This window comes from Bifidobacterium sp. LH_416, assembly GCF_056357055.1.
Map to the genome: position 1 here is coordinate 445,288 of NZ_JBKEVJ010000002.1, position 21,273 is coordinate 466,560.

General features: G+C 54.8%; 14 protein-coding genes and 1 other RNA gene. 9 read left to right on the forward strand and 6 right to left on the reverse strand.

Annotated features, from left to right (window positions below):
- Positions 1–6 precede the first annotated feature (6 nt).
- On the forward strand, positions 7–1,110 hold the full coding sequence (locus tag AC1AY0_RS06460; protein ID WP_476523181.1) for a lipid II:glycine glycyltransferase FemX: 1,104 nt from the start codon (positions 7–9) through the stop codon (positions 1,108–1,110).
- On the opposite strand, the gene smc is transcribed toward AC1AY0_RS06460, so the two are convergent.
- A complete protein-coding gene (gene smc / locus AC1AY0_RS06465) occupies positions 1,086–4,769 on the reverse strand; it encodes a chromosome segregation protein SMC (protein ID WP_476523180.1) in 3,684 nt (1,227 codons plus the stop codon). The two genes, AC1AY0_RS06460 and smc, sit on opposite strands and share 25 nt — an antisense overlap.
- Before the next feature lie 39 nt (positions 4,770–4,808).
- Entirely contained in the window at positions 4,809–6,371 is a 1,563-nt protein-coding gene (locus AC1AY0_RS06470) for a bifunctional folylpolyglutamate synthase/dihydrofolate synthase (RefSeq protein ID WP_476523179.1), read from the reverse strand.
- A 938-nt stretch (positions 6,372–7,309) separates the two neighbouring features.
- Between AC1AY0_RS06470 and AC1AY0_RS06475 the strand changes: the two genes are divergently transcribed.
- The 3 genes from AC1AY0_RS06475 to AC1AY0_RS06485 all read left to right on the forward strand — a co-directional run bounded on the left by AC1AY0_RS06475 (position 7,310) and on the right by AC1AY0_RS06485 (position 10,588).
- Positions 7,310–8,329, forward strand: a complete 1,020-nt coding sequence (locus AC1AY0_RS06475) for a hypothetical protein (protein WP_476523178.1) — start codon at positions 7,310–7,312, stop codon at positions 8,327–8,329.
- Between the two features lie 87 nt (positions 8,330–8,416).
- A complete protein-coding gene (locus tag AC1AY0_RS06480) occupies positions 8,417–10,015 on the forward strand; it encodes an aminopeptidase P family protein (protein WP_476523177.1) in 1,599 nt (532 codons plus the stop codon).
- Positions 10,016–10,066: 51 nt separating this feature from the next.
- A complete protein-coding gene (locus AC1AY0_RS06485; RefSeq protein ID WP_476523176.1) occupies positions 10,067–10,588 on the forward strand; it encodes an NUDIX hydrolase in 522 nt (173 codons plus the stop codon).
- A 110-nt stretch (positions 10,589–10,698) separates the two neighbouring features.
- On the opposite strand, the gene AC1AY0_RS06490 is transcribed toward AC1AY0_RS06485, so the two are convergent.
- A complete protein-coding gene (locus AC1AY0_RS06490) occupies positions 10,699–11,982 on the reverse strand; it encodes an N-acetylglucosamine-6-phosphate deacetylase (RefSeq protein WP_476523174.1) in 1,284 nt (427 codons plus the stop codon).
- A gap of 72 nt (positions 11,983–12,054) precedes the next feature.
- Positions 12,055–12,867: a glucosamine-6-phosphate deaminase gene (gene nagB / locus AC1AY0_RS06495; RefSeq protein ID WP_476523173.1), complete on the reverse strand. Its 813-nt coding sequence runs from the start codon at positions 12,865–12,867 to the stop codon at positions 12,055–12,057.
- Between the two features lie 344 nt (positions 12,868–13,211).
- Here nagB and AC1AY0_RS06500 point away from each other — a divergent pair, with 344 nt between their 5' ends.
- Positions 13,212–14,336: an ROK family protein gene (locus AC1AY0_RS06500; protein WP_476523172.1), complete on the forward strand. Its 1,125-nt coding sequence runs from the start codon at positions 13,212–13,214 to the stop codon at positions 14,334–14,336.
- Between the two features lie 125 nt (positions 14,337–14,461).
- On the opposite strand, the gene AC1AY0_RS06505 is transcribed toward AC1AY0_RS06500, so the two are convergent.
- Positions 14,462–15,397 carry an ROK family protein gene (locus AC1AY0_RS06505; RefSeq protein ID WP_476523171.1) on the reverse strand — a complete coding sequence of 312 codons (936 nt, stop codon included), beginning with the start codon at positions 15,395–15,397 and terminating at the stop codon, positions 14,462–14,464.
- Between the two features lie 200 nt (positions 15,398–15,597).
- On the opposite strand from AC1AY0_RS06505, the gene AC1AY0_RS06510 reads away from it, so the two are divergent.
- From AC1AY0_RS06510 to ssrA, 4 genes are all read left to right on the forward strand, one after another.
- Positions 15,598–16,812: an ROK family transcriptional regulator gene (locus AC1AY0_RS06510; protein WP_476523169.1), complete on the forward strand. Its 1,215-nt coding sequence runs from the start codon at positions 15,598–15,600 to the stop codon at positions 16,810–16,812.
- Between the two features lie 66 nt (positions 16,813–16,878).
- Positions 16,879–17,775, forward strand: a complete 897-nt coding sequence (locus tag AC1AY0_RS06515) for a carbohydrate kinase family protein (protein ID WP_214376922.1) — start codon at positions 16,879–16,881, stop codon at positions 17,773–17,775.
- Positions 17,776–17,978: 203 nt separating this feature from the next.
- Positions 17,979–19,217: an MFS transporter gene (locus AC1AY0_RS06520; RefSeq protein WP_476523168.1), complete on the forward strand. Its 1,239-nt coding sequence runs from the start codon at positions 17,979–17,981 to the stop codon at positions 19,215–19,217.
- Between the two features lie 190 nt (positions 19,218–19,407).
- Positions 19,408–19,804, forward strand: a transfer-messenger RNA (tmRNA) gene (gene ssrA, locus AC1AY0_RS06525).
- Positions 19,805–19,828: 24 nt separating this feature from the next.
- Here the strand turns inward: ssrA and AC1AY0_RS06530 are convergent.
- Positions 19,829–20,995, reverse strand: a complete 1,167-nt coding sequence (locus AC1AY0_RS06530; RefSeq protein WP_476523167.1) for a tyrosine-type recombinase/integrase — start codon at positions 20,993–20,995, stop codon at positions 19,829–19,831.
- Positions 20,996–21,273 lie beyond the last annotated feature (278 nt).

A 21,273-nucleotide genomic window follows, 5' to 3' on the forward strand; every position in this document is an offset into this window, starting at 1 on the left:
GAAGTTATGCTTACTGTTGTTAAGACCACATTCCAGAACATTGAGGAAGAAGCCGTTGCTTGCGACATTGTTCTTCCTGTAGAACAGACCGAGGAATGGGCCAAGTATCAAGACACTATCGACGGTCGCCATACTTGGGGATCGTTGGCAGTGCTCGATGGCGATGCACCAGTAGCCTTCCTCACGCTTATCGAATATCGCACGCACGGCTACCGTTATCTGCGCTCTGCGCACGGACCGGTTTGGACAATCCTGCCTAATCCAAATCTTGAACATTCGGTCATTCGGGCACTTACCGCATACATTCGTCACGCAGATCCGAGCATCGCATTCTTACGCATCGACACATGGTCGGCCGCTGGTACAGTACCAGTACTTTCAACAGTGCCGTATGACTGGACGGTAGTCATTGACGTCACTGGCGGGGATGACGCAATCCTATCCCGCATGAAGCGCCGCGGTAGGCGTGACGTGCGCAAATCGCTTCGTGAATGCCCCGCAACAATAGCTGACGAAACCGAACTCGCACTGGCTGATTTCTCCGAATATTACGATGTGATGGTCGAAACCGGTAAGCGCGATGGTTTCACGCCTGCACCCATCGCCGACTATTCCGATATGATTAGCGCCCTTGGCCCTGACCACTGCCGTGTATTCGCCGCGCGCATTAATGGTCAGGTAGTCGCATGGTCCATTATCACAGTTAATGGCTCGTATGCTGTGCGCTACTATGCAGCCATGCGCGATAGTGCTATGCGACTGCACGTAACCGACCGCTTGCTTTATGCTGAATGCTGCATGCTCGGGCAGCAAGGAATTACTGATTATGATTTGATGGGTATCGGTTCCGATTTTGCGCCTTCATTGAAGGGACTCAACGAGTTTAAAACCAAGTTCACTGAAGAAATCACTCCGGTTGCCCCGGCTCGCGATGTTCCAATCCATCGTGCACTCTATGCCACGCTCACCATTCTGAAGGCAGCTCGCCAATGGTTTCAGCCCAAAAAGATACGCGAGGTGAAGAATCATCGAATGGCAGCCACTTCGCGATCCCGTGCCACAGTTATGCGGCTGCTCCCCCGATTTCAGGTTCTGGAATCCATTTTCTGACTGATCACAGCCGTCACACCATCAGCTCGCATGGTCACACCATAGAGCGCATCGGCAATAGACATCGTGCGCTGCTGATGCGTGATGATGATGAGCTGCGCATGCTCGCGCAGCTCATTCAGCGCATTAATCAATCTAGTTAAATTCACATCATCCAATGCAGCTTCCACCTCGTCCATCACATAGAACGGGCTGGGTCGAGCAGTGAAAATAGCGAATAGCAACGCCAATGCGGTGAGTGATCGTTCGCCGCCGGAAAGCAGACTCAACTGCTTGACTCGCTTGCCGGCAGGGCTTGCCTCCACCAAGACTCCTGTGGTCAGCAGGTCATCTGGATCCTCCAAACGCAAGCGCCCGGTGCCTCCAGGGAACAATGTGGCGAACACCTGTTGGAAGGCCTCGGCCGTATCGTCGAACGCCGATTTAAAGACCGTAATCATCGTGGAATCGAGTTCTTTGATGAGCTGCATCAAATCATCACGGGACTTGACCACATCATTGCGCTGATCATTCAAATACTTGTTGCGCTCTTCCAGCGCCTCATATTCTTCGGTGGCCAGCGGATTGATTTTGCCCAAGGCAGCCAAATCGCGACAAGCTTTATCCAAGCGTTTCTTCTGCTCCGCACGGTTGTACGGCACGGTGAGGAATCGTTGAGGCGCTGCTTCGTGACGTTCCAAAGCCGTCTCATTGGCTGATGAACTATCTGATGATGATTCGTCAGATGAATCGTCAACCGGCACAGGGTTGCCGTTGTCATCCAAAACCGGCACTGGCTGGTCAGGGCCATATTCCCGAACCAGCTCTTCCAATGTCAATCCGAGTTCATCGGAAACCTTTTGCGTCAGCTGCCCCGCCTCCATGGCCAGCCGTTCACGGTTCACATCCAACGCATGTTCACGGGCCGTTAAATCAGTGACTCGAGGCTCGATATCATTGCGCTGCGCACGCAGTAACTTCAGCTCATTATCATGATCAGATGCTTCAGCCTGCAACCGATCACGCTCGGCAGCAACATTCTGCAGTGTCTCAGTCACCATTGCGGCTACGGTGCGCGCATCCTGAGCCACGCCATTGAGGCGTTCGGCCTGAACTCGTCGAGTAGCGTTCAGCGCTTCAATGCGGGCGCGGCGTTCCTGCGCTTCCTTCGCATTGTCTCGCAGTAATCCTGCTTGACGGTGTAAGGATTCGGCTTTACGAGAGGCCTCATTCCAAGCGATTTTCGCTTCTACTTCATGCTCTCGAGCCTGAACGAGCGTCTGTTCAAGCGTATGCTCCCGTTCCTCAAGATCGTCCCACTGCTCCTGAGCATTCCCGTTCTGCTGAGCTGATTCCAAAGCGCGATGAAGATCATCGAGCTTGAGCTGATGGTCATGCGCTTGTGACTCCGTTTCAGTAATACGGCTATCGTATTGCGTTATTTGCCATCCAAGCGACTGCACGCGCTGTTCTGCTGCCTGCAACGCCTTATGCGCCTGTTGCGCTTGAAGTCGCAGTTCTGTACGCTTAGCAGATTCGCGATCTACTGCTCGTGCTGCTTCATCACGCTGCGACTTGGCTTGAGACACCTGTTCAGCTATCTGCTGCTCCTCTGATTCGAGGTGAGACGCCTGCGCCAATGCTTTATCACGTTTGGCCGCCAAAGCAAGATCCGATTGAGATAGTGAGGAGCCACCGACTGCAGCCACTCCCCTACAGAACATTTCTCCTTGAGCGGTCACCGCCCGTTCAGTCTGCCCGGACGCCACCAACTGTTGCGCCTGTTCCGCGTTATCGGCAGCAATAGTATCGCTCAGTAATAGTTGGACGGCGGCCACTACGGATTGCGCAGTGGCAATATCCGCAGCCTGAGGATTAACGGTAACCAATGCATCAAGCCACAGCACCGTGTGATCATTACTGCTCTCTTGATTATCGCTATTGTGTGCTGACTGGCGAACTGCCAATGCGTTCGGCAGCTCTGATGCCGTAATCATCACTGCCTTGCCAAGTTTATCTTCACGCGCGCGTTCCAATGCATGAAGCATATTGTGCGGTTCCGCAACCACAATGGCGCTGGAGAATTGGCCGAGCACATGAGCCACCGATTCTTCCCAGCCTTCGGCGACATGAATAAAGTCCGTAAGACGCCCCAACGCATGTACTGCGGCATCATGTTCCAGCTCGCCGGCCGCATTGCGGCTTTCCAACGTGTCGGTGAGTGCGTCGGCTTTAGCCTTCAAGGAAATAATCTTTGATTGCAGTCCGCGCTGCGTATCAGTCAGCCCGTTCAACGTGTCACGGCATTCAGCCAATGTGGTGCGTGCTGCGTCCAATGCGGCACCATTATCGTCTGCAACCGCGTCAGCCTCATACCGCAGCGCATCCAGTTGGCGTTGCGCTTCTTCGCGCTGCTCTGTTGCTGCATCACGCTGGTTCGAGTAATCCTTAGCCCTACTTTCCGCCAGCTGTACGGCGGATTCTTCTCGCGCAATGAGTTCGCGCAATCGAGCGATTGCAGAATCACGCTCTTGTGCCGTTTTACGCAACTCGGTCACAGTCTGGCGTATAGACGCAAGCTGTTTCTCATTGTCGGCACGTTGTTCCGTGGCTTTATCAAACGCGAGGCGCGCATCCGCGACCACATGTTCTTGCTTGCCGGCTTGCTGCGTAAGCTCATCAGCACGTGCATACAGCATGCGCGGATCTTCACCCACATTGCTGACAATGCTATTGGTAAGCGACAGCGATCGCTCATCGGCAAGTTGCGCAAGGGAAAGCAAACGTTCGCGAGTCTGGGAAAAATCATGCCAATACTGATTGGCTTGTGCAATGGCAGGGCTGGACTGAGAAGTCAAAGATTCAATCTGCTCAATACGCACCTTGACTTGCGCCAATTCTCGCTGTGCTGCAGTCAACTGGGATCGCACGTCGCCCAGTTCCTTGCGCACAGTTTCTCGTCGAATCATCGACCGTTGCGCATCTTCGGCATACAGACGAGCCTGCGCATCTCGCACAGAAATCTGAATGGCATCCGCCCTGCGAGAGATGCGAGCCTGACGGCCAAGCGGTCCGAGCTGCCGGTGAATCTCACGCAGCAGATCATCCAGACGGTTCAGATTCGATTCCGTATTGGCCAGCTTGCGTAACGCGCGTTCCTTACGCTTACGATGCTTCAAAATACCGGCCGCCTCTTCGATGAACGCACGATGGCCGGATGGGTCGGCTTTCAGAATCGCATCCAAACGACCTTGCCCGACGATTACATGCATTTGCTGGCCGAGACCAGTATCAGAAAGCAGCTCCTGAATATCCAGAAGACGGCATTGTGAACCATTGATAGCGTATTCAGATCCACCATTGCGGAAAATCGTGCGGGAAATCGTCACTTCCGTGTAATCGATATCCAGTGTGTGATCGGAATTGTCAATGGTCAGGCTCACTTGCGCGCGGCCTAATGGAGGCCTGGAGGACGTACCGGCAAAAATCACGTCCTCCATTGAGGTGCCTCGTAGATTTTTGGCCCCTTGCTCACCCATGACCCAGGTCAGGGCGTCGACGATATTCGACTTACCTGAACCGTTTGGGCCAACAACCGCAGTAATCCCTGGCTCGAACCGCAATGTTGTGGCCGAGGCGAAGGATTTGAAGCCGCGTAAGGTGAGTTCCTTAAGATACATGGCAAGAGGCCGTTTCTAACCTAGATTGCGCGCTCGAGGCTAATGCTCATCGGTATCGCCATGCTGCTTGCTCAAACCGAGAACATCGAACACGTCGAAATCATCGGGGCTGACCGAATCATCAAGAGTGTCAGCTGCCTCATCGTCAGACGCCTGATTGTCGGAATCATCAGGCTCCACCACCGGCTGATGAATGGACATAGCCTGCTTCATCGTGGGGCTGGCATGTTCCTCAAGCATGGTGCGCGCATCGCCGGCTGTTACGAAGCTGCCGCAAATCAGCACACCATGGCCGTATCCCACGCCAAGCTCATCCTCAGCATCAACCATGTTGACAGCGGTCTGGATGGCATCAGGCAGGTTAGGCTCCTTAATCACACGATCGCGACCAAAGACCTCCACTGCGATTTTCTCCAAATCGTCAGCGGACATGACGCGATCGCGCCAGGAGTTTTCCGTAACGACCACAGAGCTCAGGATCGGCTCCAACACGCCAAGGTATTCCTCAACCTGCTTGTCTCGCATCATGGCCACGACGCCGACCAGCTGCTTGAAATCGTAGCTTTCCTCGATGGCCTTACGCAGCGCCTCGGCAGCGTTTACGTTGTGGCCGCCGTCAAGAATGATGGTCGGTGAAGTACGGATCTGTTCAATGCGTCCCGGAATCTTAACCGAGCTCAGAGCTTCGGCAACCAAATCACCATCCAGCGGGCCATTAACAGGAATCACCACTTCGGCTGCCGCAAGCGCAGCGAGCGCGTTATGGGCCTGATGCTCACCAAACTTGGCAATCGGCACACCTTCGTAAGTACCGTTTGGGGTGGTGAGCGTGGCGACCTGGCCGCCGACAGCCGGCATACGATCAGTTACCGTCATTTCATAGCCATCGCGAACCAGTGTGGCATGATTGCGCGCTGCCGCCTCTTCGATAATAGGCATAACCGCTTCCTCATGCGGCTGCGGACCAATGACGGCAGTGCAACCGGGCTTGATAATGCCCACCTTTTCGCTGGCGATCTTCTCAACCGTGTCTCCCAGCCACTGCATATGATCCATATCCACCGGACCGATAATGGCGGCATCGGCGTTGAGCACATTGGTGGCATCCCAAGCACCGCCCATGCCGACTTCCACAATGGCCACATCAACCGGCGCGTCGGCAAACTTCCAGATAGCCATGGCAGTGAGCACTTCGAAGAAGCTCATCTTCGGCTTGCCTTGCTCCACCATTTTGGCGTCTACCAGTGCCACCAGATCCTTGGTCTGATCCCAAATATCAATGAAGTCGTCATCGGAGAGCTGCTGGCCGTCAATGCAGATGCGTTCATTGACTCGCTCCAGATGCGGCGACGTGTACAGACCGGTACGCATGCCATAGGCGCGGCAGATGGCTTCAGCCATGCGCGCGGTGGAGCCTTTGCCGTTGGTTCCTGTCACATGAATCACACGGAACGACTGCTCGGGGTGTCCCAGCAGATCGAGCATCAGGTTCATGCGGTCCAGGTCGAGGTTCGTGGTGTTGTGTTCCGGCGGACGGCTCATAATGTCCAGTTCGACGTCCCTCATCGTTTCGTTGTTCCTGTTCGGATGCTCGAATGACATAACGCCCATTCCTCTCATACTCAAATCGCATTCCAGCCTACGCCGGTATTGCCGTCATATCCCATATTCGTATCCAGCATGTGCAATAGGCGCAAATCGCAAAGTCGCATTGCATTACCAATTCATGCCGAATATGAACCTTCACGTGCAAACCTCCCCTATCTTAATCGCCGGGGTCTATAGGTACCGTCATTGCGCACTCGGAGAACATTCATCCATGTATTGTCCCGATGGCAACCTTTACGGATATATGTTCAATGGGACTACGCGCACCAATATTGTGATGTGAAAAGGGCAGTCCATGCCTCTTGCACATCACAAAAACGTGTTATTGAAGTTCTCCGGCCAACAGTAGGAAAACGACTTCACTCAGCATCACTCAACAATGGCGGCAATCCAGGTGCTGCCCCGATGACTTCGTTGAACCGTCTCAGCGAACCAATCAGGGCACATAGTGCCCGCTCAACATCGCCAACTATGAATAAGCGCAGTCTCTCGGCCAATTCATGGCATTCCGGCATCATATAGGGAATCAGTGAACCACTGATTCCCTTATGAGGCGACTTCTCCGGCGTATGAAGGAAGTAGAATGCCGCGTAATCCATGAAAAATGAAGTCACTATGCCATCACATGTCCTCGTGGCTTCATCGTAAAGACGGGAGCATGCCATCACGTGCCCGCCGAACCACTCTTCTTAATCCCATTCCATACATCAGCGCAGCGGGAACCCCAGTACATGGCACTAGCACATCTCAAAAAGCTCCCTCTTGCACCTTTGGAACGCCTGTTCGACCATTTCCCGTCATCTGCAGTTCCATACGCAGTATTGTGGATAACTTATTTACAAGTCGTTCAACCGAATAACTGGCCATATTCCAACGTTGACAGCACAATACGAACCGCCGAACTAAGCTCGAACCACATTCCCTGATTTTCAATGGATTACTGCCGTATTTTCCTTACCGTTGATGGCATGAAAACACATAAAGCGATTGCCCGACTTCTTGATACCGCAAAATCCGAGAAACGTTGCGCGTATTCCACAACTCCATCAGAACAACTTGCACTGCAACGCCGTGCCAAGGTCGGAGAACTCGTACACACGTACTGCGGTTCGCCTTCACTATATGCAGAAAAACCATATTGGGAAGCCCTGACCCCGCCTGAGCGCACGTTACACATCGCGAAAGCACTTGCACAAGCACATCCAAACTGGGTTTTTGGAGGACTCGTTGCTGCCAGCGCATATGGTTTTGAGCACCAATGGTGCCTTCATGATGGCTCAGTGTCCATCATGACGCAGAATCACGGCAGCGAACAGCGGCACGCACAATTGAAACGTGTATACATGGCCAACGCCTCTTCATTGGCAATGCGAGAATCCTCTAGCGGATTACTGCTTATCCCTCCAGCACATGTACTTATTGAATGCGCACATACTTATGATTTTCGATTCGCTCTGCCATTCTTCGACTCTGCATTTGCACAAGGCACAACAGCTGATCAGGTCATTGCTGCTTGCGGCAAGCAGAGAACTGACTATAGGCCTGTTTTTCAACTACTGCAACAGGCGAATCCTCGCAGCGAGAACGGCGGAGAATCATTGATGCGTGGCACCATTTACGAGGAAGAATTCGTTATGCCACGAATCCAGGTTCCGGTCAAGGATCCACAAACCGGAGCGGATTACCGCGCAGACTTTGTCTGGAAGCTTGATGACGGACGCATAATAGTCGCCGAATACGACGGCACTGAGAAATACGTTAATCCGGATATGACCAACAATCGCAGTATCCAGCAAATGGTTGTCAAAGAGCGGGAACGAGATGCCGGTCTTCGACGAGCGGGAGCTACTGATGTGGTGCATCTTTCATTCTCGGAAGTCTATGAACGAATTCCACTGCGAATAAAACTGCTCAAAGCTGGAGTTCCGCAGCGAAGCAACGACTCATGGTGATGAAAGGCAGCGACGAGCATGCAGGAAACGGATTCGAACGACTAGTATGGGAGCGGTAACATGACCTTTTTCGTAAAAGGAGTATCGATGGGTGAGGTAGTCACCGCTAAGGATAAGGAATATGAAGCCGAAGAGCGTAAGAGCGCTCCCGGCAATGATCAGGCCATGAGCGATCGTGTGAACAATCGTTCATTGCGGCCGCGTTCCGAAGCGTTCAAGGACTTTATGAAGTCAGGCTGGGCTGATGATGAACCGGACATCGAACCGCTTGAATCCTCCAAGTTCACTCCTGCCCGCATTGCCGCTCTTGGCAAGGCTTTCCCCGGCGAGCGTCTGGTGATTCCGGCCGGACAGCCCAAGGTTCGCAACAACGATTGCGATTACATGTTCCGTCCGGATACCGCGTTCGCCTATTACACCGGACTTGGCGTGGATTATGAGGCTGGTGCCGTATTGGTGCTGAACCCGGTCGACCCGGATTCCGAAGAAGCCAAGGCTGGCCAAACTCATACGCCGGAACTGTTCGTGGCTCCTCGCGCAGATAACTCCACCACCGATTTCTTCATGAACCCGCATTACGGCGAGTACTGGGTTGGCCCGCGTGCCGGTTTGAAGGAAATGACGGCTATGACCGGTATTGAAACGCATGATATTGCTCAGCTGGCCGATGCACTGAGCAAAGACGTCGGCGCTGAAGCCGGCGCTGTGCGCGTGCGCGTGATGCGCGAAACCGATCCGCAAATCACCTCGCTGGTCGAATCCATTCGCGAAGCCAATGGTGCTGCTGATCCAGATAAGAATTCCGCAGCGGATGACAAGCTGCACGAATTCACGTCGGAAGCCCGCATGGTCAAGGACTCTTACGAAATTGGTGAAATGCACAAGGCTGTGGATGCCACCAAGCATGGTTTTGACCGCCTGCTGAGCGCATTACCTGCCGCTTTGGATAAGCCGCGCTCCGAACGAATTCTCGAGGGTGCGTTCAATGCGGTCTCTCGCGAGCTCGGTAATGCTGTGGGCTATGACTCCATTGTGGCTTCTGGCCCTCACGCTCCGATTCTGCACTGGATGCGTAACACCGGTGTGGTGAAGACCGGCGACATGCTGCTGGTGGATGCTGGTGTGGAGGTTGATTCCCTGTACACGGCGGATATCACGCGTACATTCCCGACGAACGGCAAGTTCACTGAGCTGCAGAAGCGCCTGTACCAAGCTGTGCTGGATTCTCAGCAGGCCGGTTTTGAAGCCGCTAAGCCTGGCGCCACGTATTCCGATATTCATCATGCTTGCATGCGTGTGATTGCTGAGCGCCTGCATGATTGGGGTCTGCTGCCGGTAAGCGTTGAGGAATCGCTCTCCCCTGAAGGTCAGCAGCATCGCCGTTGGCTGGCTTGCGGCGTGGCACATCATCTTGGTCTTGATGTGCACGACTGCGCTCAGGCTCGCTTTGAGGCATACCAGGGTGCTCCGATTCGCCCGGGCATGATTTTCACCATTGAGCCAGGCCTGTACTTCCGCGAGGATGATCTGCTGATTCCGCCGGAATACCGTGGCATCGGTATTCGTATTGAGGATGATGTGCTGATGACTGAGCATGGTCCGGAATGGATTTCCGCTGGCATTCCGAAGCAGATCGACGACGTTGAAGCTTGGATGGCTGATCGCGCCGCTGCACACGCTGAATAATTCGTAGGCTCCCCTCAGCGAGGGGAGCCAATTTATAGTTAAGGATGTAATATGCCAACACCAGAATTCGTACTTGAACTACGGAAAAAGATTGGTCATGATCTGCTGTGGCTTAATGGCGTGACTGGCTATGTCTTGAATGAACAGGGTCAGCTGCTGTTGGGCCGCCGCTCGGATACTGGCGAGTGGGCTATGGTTTACGGCATCAATGAGCCTGGCGAACAGCCTGCGGATACCGTGGTGCGTGAGATTAAGGAAGAAACCGGTGTGGATGCCATTGTCACTGACTTGGTAGCCGTCACCTCATCCAACAAGGTGTTGACGTATGCCAACGGCGATAACACCATGTATATGGATCATTCCTTCCTATGCCGGGTCAAGCCTGGAGGCAATAGCAAACCATTTGTAGGCGATGAGGAAAGTCTAAACGTTGGATGGTTCGATTTGGATGCGCTTCCTGAACCTCTTGCCGCCAGTACTGTTGAGCGCTTAGCGCTTTTTGAACGGTATTTTGAGAACAAGAAGCATGGCGATGCACACGCTTTGTTCGTGTTCGACGGCGTTCAGCATTAATACATAGCCAATAGGAAAAAGCAAAGACTTGGGCCTTCTTCCCCATCAGGGAGGAGGCTCAAGTCTTTGCTTTTCTTACGCCAATATCACGTCACATCACGAATGCGATACTATTTGATTTTGCGTCCTGCGCACCACACCTGTTCGACCTTCCAGTTCTCAGAATCAACTAGGTTGAAGTCGGCAGCATAGCCGGAAGCGATCAAGCCGATAGGCGCACCGGTCACCTCGTTAGCACGGTCGAATCCGAAGGCCTTGGCCGGAGTCAACGTAGCAGCTTCAACTGCAGCTACAGGGCTAATGCCCAATTCGGTCACAGCACGGCCAACTGCACCTTCCAGCAGAAGCGTCGAACCGGCAATGGCACCGTTGGACACAAGTCGTGCATGCCCATCGACAACATTGACGTCCAAAGCACCAAGCTTGTACGCACCATCAGGGCAATCCGTAGCGGCCATGGCATCGGTCACGAAAGCGACGCGATGCGGTGCGAAACCGAAACCAAGCTTGACCATCGGATTCTGCACATGGAAACCATCATTGATCAGTTCGATGGTGACACGCGGATCTTCCACTGCAGCAGGAATCGGACCTGGTTCACGATGATGCAGTCCGTTCATTGCATTGAACATATGCGTCATAATGCCTGCGCCAGCGTCAAAACCAGCCTTGGCAATCTCATAGTCGGCATCGCAATGGCCTACTGCAGGCACCACGCCCGCTTCAGCAAACTGGCGAATCGCGCTTAAGCCGTGTGGCAGCTCAGGAGCGATAGTGATTTGACGGATGCATCCACGTTTGCCCTGTGCCACATCAGCACCGGATGCTTCAAGCATCTCATTGACGATTTCCGGAACCGGGTCTTTCAGACAATTCGGGTCGTGAGCGCCCTTGCGGGCCAAAGCCAAGAACGGCCCTTCCAAGTGACATCCGAGAATGTCCGGCCGACCGGAAGCCATGATATCCGCGACTGTTCGAATATTATGGCAAATCACGTCAAGAGGGTTGGTAATCAATGACAGCACTTGACGGGTGGTGCCATGCACAGCATGGCCGGCCCGTGCCACATCGATACCGTCCGGACCGTCATCAAAGCTTTTCTCCCATGCGCCATGCGCATGAATGTCGACATAGCCTGGGGTGAGAATTCGCCCGGCTGCATCAATGACATCGCTCTCGCTGTGAGAGTCAAGGCCCACTGCATGGCAGGCCTGCTCAAATTCATTGCTTCCTGTTCCAGATGCAACGATAACGCCATTGGCATCAGAAACAACCCAATATCCGGATTGCTCTCCTCGCGCATCCACTTTGCGCGCATTGCGAATGGCAACGGGAGACGGCTTACCGTTCAAAGCAGCGGTGACGCGCTCAACGACTTCGTTCCTATCAGACATATCGCTCCTCATTCCTGTTGGCTTCTCACCAGCATGTCAGAAGCCAACAGGAAACCGAATTCCAATAATCGATCAGATGCCCTGCCAAGCCGGCTTGTGCGTGTAGGCGTAACGGTAGTAGTCCTTATGGCGCAGACGGCTTGCGGCTTCCTCATCCACGATAATCGTGGCATGCGGATGCATCTGCAGTGCAGAAGCCGGGCAGAATGCGGACACGCCGCCTTCCACGGTTTCTTCAATAGCCTCTGCCTTACCGGCGCCGAAGGCCAGCAGCACCAAGTGGCGAGCCTTCATGATGGTGCCAATGCCCTGAGTAATGCAGTGGGTTGGCACCTGGTTGATGTCATTATCGAAGAAGCGAGCGTTATCAACACGGGTCTGCTCGGCAAGTGTCTTGACACGGGTGCCGGAAGCCAAAGACGAACCCGGCTCGTTGAAACCAACGTGACCGTCCGTGCCAATGCCCAGAATCTGCACGTCAATGCCGCCTGCAGCTTCGATGGCTGCGTCATAGGCAGGGCCAGCGCCGGCGATCTTCTCGCCATCTTCCAACGGAGTGCCGTTCAGCACATCACCTGGCACGTGCACCTTGGCCGGGTCAAGTCCGAGAGGCTCAACCACCGTGCGGTGGATGGTCGCATGGTAGGACTCGGGATGAGTCAGCGGCAGGCCGATATATTCGTCCAGTGCGAAACCTTGGACCTGGGAGACATCAATGGATTCTTCCTTGATGATTGCGGCGAGAGAACGGTATGCAGCCAACGGGCTGGAGCCGGTAGCCAAACCCAGCACAGCATTCGGCTTGGCTTTGATCAAGTCAGCCACGCAACGTCCGTAGATATCGCCAGCTTCAGCCTCATTCTTCACAATGATGATTTCAGGCATTGGTACTTTCCTTCATCCGTGACCCGTCATATACAGGCCTTGTGTAGTTTTTGCCGCATCAGGGGTGATGGCAACTTCTTTGTCACGTCCCGAGATGCCTTGTGGCCCGCGTATTTTCGATACATCGAACCAACTATTTGTTAATGATACTTACAATTTTGGACTTAACGCACATATGGTGTTTTCGTGATGTCTTGCAGTCAAGCTGAGGTACACTGGAAATAGTTAGTGAAGTTTCATAACAGATTCAACGATGAATGAACTTCAGTGCGCAGAACAACAGAACATATGCGACGAGCGTACGAGTGCTCTGGAACGCATGTTCATCCAGACAGGAGGAATGCATGTCACTCTTCGGAGCCGCCTCGCCAGCGCATAGTCAATCGGCCAAGGCCTCCCCTGCCGATGTGCGCCGCAATAATCGCCAGCTTATTTTTTCTCTGCTCTTTCCCACCAACCAATATTCACGCGCTGACCTTGGCAGACTCACTGGGCTGAGCCGCGTGGCGGTTTCTGATGTGGTCAGCCAGATGCTTGATGAAGGCTTGCTGCGAGAGACCGGCCAGGCACCCAGTGGCGGCAAGGGCAAACGCGGCACTTTACTGAGCATTGATATTGACAGGCTGAACATTATTAGTCTTGATTTGACGCAAGATCATATGCTGCACGGCGCAGTCACCAACCTATTGGGGCAGGCGTTGCGGCATGCGGAGATTACGCTCGGTGCCGACGAACACGTCTCGCTGGAAATGATTAGCGAGCTTATTGAGAAAATGATGGGTATGACCGAAGGCCAGGTTATTGGCATCGGTATTGCTTCTCCAGGCGTGGTGGACGGCGGTGTGGTGAAACGATCCACCTGGCTCGGCTGGCACAATGTGGATCTTGCCACCCCGTTGAGAGAACGATTTGGCACCAACGTAACGGTGACCAACGATGCCACCGCTGCCATGCTGACCGAGCGATTCTTCGGCCAAGGCGACCGCAACATGATTTTTGTACGCATAGAAAGCGGTATTGGCTCGGCGATTCTTATCAATGACACTCCCGTCAAAGGCGAGATGCATGCCGCAGGTGAAATTGGCCATATCTCCATTGATCTCAATGGTCCAGAATGCCCATGCGGTAAACGCGGATGCTTGGAAACCATGATTTCCGACACGGTTTTGCGCAGGCAACTTATTAATGCCGACGAGACTCATAAGCACGACATTCTCGCTCAAGCCGGTCGCTATCTGGGTCAAGCCCTCTCCATGCCGGTCGGTCTGCTTGATATGGCAGACGTCTGCGTGTACGGGCAACCGGATATCGTCAATGCAACATTCATTGATGCAGCTCAGCAATATCTCGATGACAGCACGTCTTCCACCTTCCACAAGCACACTGTTATCCGGCGCTGCGAATGCGGATCGGATATCACAGTGCAGGGCGAGGCCATCGCCGTGCTGACCCACTATTTAGGCCAGTAATAAGCCAGTCCAATACACCTCGTCGCCACACGCATACAGTGAACAGCAATAAGGGCTGTCTTGCGAATCACACTCGTCAGTGATTCGCAAGACAGCCCTTATTCGATATGGTTATCAGCTACAGTTCAGGCAGCTACGGCCGCTCCAATGGCTCCCACAGGCTGGTCCAGTGGAGCCAGACGCAGGCGTGCCGGCAGATCCAGCGAAGTAAGGAACGGGCATGTCTTCTCACGGCGGCGAAGCTCAGCGGTAATCACCTCAACCAACGGCTCACCGGTTTTCGCCATGCCGCCGCCAAGAATGATCACCGCAGGATCCACGGATTGCGCCACGATCTGGATAGTATCGCCAATGGCACGCACCACCATATCCAGCACATCCACGGCCTGAGCTTCGCGCTTCTTGGCACGGCGGATCAGATCAGGCATTGCCGGATTCGCGGAAGGCCACAACCGTGCCACCGAAGCGCCGGAACACACCGTTTCCAAGCAACCGTACTGACCGCAGGGGCACTTCAGTCGGTGCGGTTCCACCGGAATATGGCCGACCTCTCCCGCTGCACCGCTAGCACCGTGAAGCAGCACACCATCTTGCACGATTCCTGCAGCAAGCCCGGTACCAAAATTGAGGAATGCCACCGTTCCCGGCAACACGCTCGCTCCACCCAATACTGCGGCGGCACCCAAAGCAGCAGCATTAACGTCATTCTCCACACGAGTTGGCACTCCGGTGCGGGCAGCCACCAAAGGGCCCATATCCAATGACGTCACATCAAGATTGACGATATTGTCTACATGTCCGGAAACGTGGTTGACCTGACCGGGGGTGCCGATGCCGATGGCGGACACCTTGCTGAAATCATCGTCGCACACCTGGCCGGACACCTTGACGATGTCTTCGATGACCGCATCATTGCCGTGCCGCGCAGGAATTCGCGCCGTACCGAGCACTCGATTGGATTGATCGATGAGCGCGGCTTCGATTTTCGTGCCACCTACATCAACACCAATCCTCAATTTGTTAGGAACCTGTTCACACATATTGTCTCCTTTGTTCTTCATTGAACGTTCGTCCTGTATATCAGTGTGCCCCAGAGTATTGACAACCTTCTTAACAAATTAAGCAGCGAGTCATATAAGCGACACGCCGATAAATTAGGTTGATTGCGTGAATCAATTAACAAGGTTAATATCTTAATCAAGTTCAGATTCAAAGACGAGCGAACCTAATCACTCGCGACGAGGCAGGACAAGGAGGAATCATGGCACTTGAAGCCAAGCAAGCTACTTCACAAGCCAGCGTTTCCGAATCCAACCGCTCTCGTATTCTTCAGCATCTGTACCACCACGGCATCAGCTCCCGTGCTCAAATCGCAAAGGCATTGGATCTGACCCCCGCAGCTATCACCAAAATCACCGCCAAGCTCATCGAAGCCGGCGTGATTGAGGAGACCGGCGACATCGAAGGTTCCAAGAACCGTCGTTCCATCGGCCTGGAGCTCGATACCACTCGTTTCCACATCATCGGCGTAAAATTCGCCCGCTCTCTGGTACAAATCGGCGTTTTTGATTTGTGCGGCAATGCGCTCAATCTGGAAACGCTGCCTACGGTGTATGAAAACACCATTGATGACACTGTCGTTTTCATTCACCAGCGTCTCAACCAGCTCCTTGACGAAGACAACAACATTGTGGCCATTGGCATGGCCGTACCAGGCCCCTACCTGCGCAATGAAGGCCGCACCGCAGTGGTGTCCGGCATGCAGGGCTGGCGCAAGGTCAACTTCATCAACGAATTCGGCTCCGCATTCCGCGTGCCGCTGTTCATCGAACAGGACGCTCGCGCGGGTGCTCTGGCCCACTATCTGTTTGATCCGGCATTCCACACCAGCGACAACCTCGCCTACTATCTGGTGGGCGAAGGCGTTGGCCTTGGCGTTATCGACAACGGACGTCTGATTAACGGTTTCCTTGGCGCCGCCACCGAAATCGGCCACATCTCCGTGGATGTCAACGGCCGCTCCTGCGACTGCGGCAACATTGGCTGCCTCGAACGCTATTGCTCCACCCCAGCCATCCATGACATGCTCGTCAGCGAAGGCATGCTGGTTCCAGACGCCGCAACCATGACTCACACCGTTGCCACGCGTGCATTGTTCGCCAAGGCGAATGAAGGCAACGAACAGGCTATCGCCATGGTTCGTTCAATCGCACGATATGTTGGCTATGGTTGCGTCACTATCTTTAATGGCTTTAATCCCAAGCACATCATTATCGGAGACATCGTGTCCGAAGCGGGCCCGCTGTTCCTCGACGAAGTGCTCAGCACGGTGGAAGAACGGTCCATCCCGGAAATCTATAACACCACGTCCATCACACTGTCCACGTTGTCTGCCGACGCCGCCGTCTCCGGTGCAGCAGCCGTGGCGGTCACTCAATTTTTGGAACATCCTTCGATGTTCTTTGATGTCTCCTGAACCAAGACATCAACAGTGAAATTTCCATACGGAATCACACAAGAAGAAATAAGGAAAGGAACCATCATGACTAACCCGATCGTCCTGAGCCTCGGTGAGCTGCTGTGGGATATGCTGCCTGGCGGCAAGCGTGCAGGCGGCGCTCCGGTCAACTTCGCTTACCATGCGATGAAGAATGGTGCCGAGGGCTGGGCCATCAGCGCCGTCGGTGAGGATGAACTCGGTGACGAGCTGGTTGCCAAGGCTGACGAAGCTGGCATCAACACCGTCATCCAGCGCAACGCTTGGCCGACTTCCACCGTTGAGGTGGCTCTGAAGAACGGTATCCCGGAGTACACCATCGTTAAGGGTGTCGCTTGGGATCACATTCTGTACACCCGTCAGCTCATCGACGTGGTTTCCAAGGCCGACGCCATCTGCTTCGGTACCCTGGCACTGCGCTCCCCTGAGACTCACGCCACCATCATGGAGCTGCTGAAGCACACCAAGCCGGGCGCTATGAAGTTCTTCGACATCAACCTGCGTGGTGACCACTACTCCAAGGAACTGATCGAAGAGCTGCTGAAGGCTGCTACCGTCTTCAAGATCAACGACGAAGAACTGCTGCTGCTGCGCGACATGTTCGACATTCGCGGCACCTCCGGTGAGGATGCTTGCCGTTGGTTCCTCGACGAGTTCGATCTCGATTACGTGATCCTGACCGCAGGCTCCGCATACTCCACCGTGATTTCTCGCCGTGGCGAGTCCTCCACTCTGGACACCCCGCACGTTGAGGTCGTTGACACCGTCGGCGCTGGCGATTCCTTCTCCGGCACCTTCACCGCACGTACCCTGCTGGGCGATTCTCTCGCAGACGCTCACCGCAAGGCCGTCAACACCGCTGCATTCGTGTGCACCCAGGCTGGCGCTTGGCCGGATTACCCGACCGAGATGCCGGACTACCTTGCCGAAGCTGGCAAGTGATCTCGTTTCAGCTCAGGCAGTGCTGAGCTGAAACCCTCTCCTTTCCTCCCGTTTTCGGGCACAGTTCACGTCGGACAATGAAGTCCGGTAATCCCTTTCGATACACCGTCTGCCGGCGTGAGCTGTGTCTGATTACACGGAAAACATAATTGAAAATCAACTATTCATTGTCTCATTGCAGTTAAGAAAAAGGGAATTCAATAATGAGCAACGAAACCACTAAGACCGGCAACGCCGGATTTGCTAAGATCCTGCCGGTAATGTTCGCCTTCTTCGTCATGGGCTTCGTCGACCTGGTCGGCACCGCGACGAACTACGTTAAGGGCGAGTTCGCACTGGCTGACGGCACCGCGAACCTGTTCACCACGATGGTGTTCTTCTGGTTCCTGATCTTCTCCGTGCCGACCGGCATGCTGATGAACAAGATCGGCCGCCGCAAGACCGTGCTGTGGTCCATCCTGGTCACCCTCGTCGCCATGGCTCTGCCGATTATCGCCTACGTGGCCTGCCCGGCTAAGTCCACTGCACAGCTGGTTCTCATCGTTATCTCCTTCGCCTTCCTCGGCATCGGTAACACCCTGATGCAGGTGTCCCTGAACCCGCTGCTGACCGTCTTCGTCAAGGGCGATAAGCTCGCCTCCACCCTGACCACCGGCCAGTTCGTCAAGGCTTTCGCTTCCCTGTTCGCTCCGTACATCGCCATCTGGGGCGCCACCAAGCTCGGCATGTGGTGGATCCTCTTCGTCATCTACTTCGTCATCGGCATCATCGGCTACGTGCTGCTCGCCTTCGATAAGATCGACGAACCGGCTCCTGACGCTGGCACCACCACCATCGGCCGCTGCTTCAAGCTCCTGTTCTCCGACGCCATTGTCTTCCTGTGCTTCCTCGGTATCGTCGCTCACGTGGGTGTGGACGTCGGCATCAACGCTCAGGCTCCTCGAATCCTGACCGAGCACACTGGCGACCAGTTCACTGAAATCGCCGCCACCGCTACCATGGTCTACTTCATCGCTCGTATGATCGGCTGCTTCACCGGTGGTATCGTGCTGCAGAAGATCTCCAACAAGGTCGGCCTGCGCATCTGCGGTGTCATCATGACCCTGTCCGCTGTGTGCTTCGCAATCTTCGCCCTGGTGCAGGATAACCCGCCGGTCTGGCTGTTCTGGGTCGCCGTCGCTCTGGTTGGCTTCGGTAACTCCAACGTGTTCTCCCTGTTCCTCTCCCACGCTCTCATGTACCGTCCGGATCGTCAGAACGAAATCTCCGGTCTGATGCTCATGGGCCTCATCGGTGGCGCTATCTTCCCGCCGATCATGGGTGTGGCCGCTGACGCTGCCGGCCAGTTCGGTGGCATCCTCGTGATGGCCGTCGGCTGCCTGTACGTGCTGGTTATGGGCTTCGCTTACAAGATCCTCGAAGGCAAGAAGGCTCAGGCCTGATAGCCGCTTTCTAGCCATCGAATAACAGACGAGCCTGCGCGAATCTCCCCCTTCGATTCGCGCAGGCTTTTTCTATGCTCTACTGTATATGTCCTGCGGCATCGCCATACGCTGATTTGCATTCTGCAACAGGAAGGGATATATTGAAAAGTCCGGCCGAAAGACCGGAAGGGTTTGATAACTCAATATTGGGGGCGATCGGTTTCGACGGTGACCTGTTCGCTGCAGGGAAGCGTGCCGAGAACGTCGGGTCCACTCGTGGATGACCCCGACAAAAGAATAAGTGCTAAATCTAACCGCACTGAGTTCGCTCTCGCTGCCTGAGCTTCGCGCCAGGACTAACCAGTGAGCAGCCGCTCCGTTCACTTCTCCTCGTCTTTGGGAGGATGCTGAGCGTCGTTAAGAAGACTTGCTGATGTAGCTGAGCTTCAGGGCTACATCGGGACTTTAACTGCAGATATGCTCGCCATCGGTTGTCTGCGACACAGATGGGGGCAGAAAAACTGCCGCACGGCCAGCAGACTACGCACGTAGAAGACTGTGGGCTCGGTCATCGGACCGGGGTTCAATTCCCCGCGCCTCCACCCCTCGGAAGCCGCATAATCATTGGGTTATGCGGCTTCGCTTTTATTTTTTGCCCACATTTTGCCCACATTCTTTTTCAGCAGCAGCTCGTTCATGGCCCTGCCCACGGCGTCCAGATCGTCGTCGAACAGGTCCGCGTACACGTCCAACGTCATCGCGGCGCTCGAATGGCCGAGCTGGTTCTGCACGGCCTTCACGTTCGCGCCGGACTTGACCATCAGGCTGGCCGCGGTATGCCGCAGGTCATGCACCGTCATATCACCCTCGATGCCGGCACGCCTGCGCGCCCAGTAGAACCATGACGACGTGGTGTTCGGCCCGTGCGTGCGCCTCACATACCCGCCGTCCGGAGCGGTGAACAGTATGTCGTCCGCTCGCCTCCCCTCGCATAGTTCACGCAGCGGCTCCTCCAGCAGGTCGGGGAACACCACCTGCCTCCACTGGTCGCTTTTCGGAGTGTCCACGACTATCCGCCGTCTGACCTCGGTGGCGCTGCGTCGTATCCACAGGCGATGCCGTTCGAGGTCCACGTCACCCACCTGCAGGCCGGCCATCTCACCCCATCTGATGCCGGTCAATCCCAGGGTGAGCACTATGAGCCGCCTCCAGTCGGATTCGTCCGCCAGTCGGATCAGCTCGTCCACGGTCAGATACCGGTGCTCCTTCCTGCGTTTGCGCGGCTTGTCCACGTCGTCGCATGGGTTGGAGACGATGAGCCGGTCGCGTTGCGCCTGCCGGAATATGCCGGAGAGTATGCCGGTGGCGCGCAGGATGACGGTGGCGCTCACCGGTTTTATCGATTCGCCGCCTTTGTCGGTGATGCCGTCGTGGAGCAGCGTCACCCATTCCTGCACTTCGCCGCGTGTTATGGATGCGAGTTCGCGCTTTCCCCATTTCGGTTCGACCCTGGTATGCCATTCGCGTTCGAGGGATTCGATGTAGCTGGGCTTGCATTTGAGTTTCTTGGAGGCCAGCCATGCGGGCCATAGGGATCCGATTGTGGCCTTGCCGGCCTGAGGGTCGATGAACGTGCCTTCGGCCTTGGCGACGGTCACCTGCTTCGCCGCCCAGTTGGTCGCGTCGATCTTTCGTTTGAACCCGCGTTTGTCGGTTTGGGTGCCGTCGGGTTTCCGGTAGCGTACCCGGTAGCGGGTCTCACCCTTGCTGGTCTGGTATTTGACGATGTTCGCCATGATATGGTTCTCGTTTTCTGCTTGTTCACGGGTTTTAACCGGTTTTAACGTGGTTTAATGGGATTTGACAGAAATCAATCAACCGAGTAAGTTGCATTGATTTCAGGAAAAATATGAAGAGGAGGCTCGCATATACGTGAAACGACCGGGCGTCGTGAAGCCGATACCCGTATACGTTCCGCCAGCGGACGGCATACCCCGTAACGCGGTGGACGCGAAATGGATGAAACTGCATCGCAGCGCCCGCCATTACATGGAGCGTCGGGCGAAACCCAAAG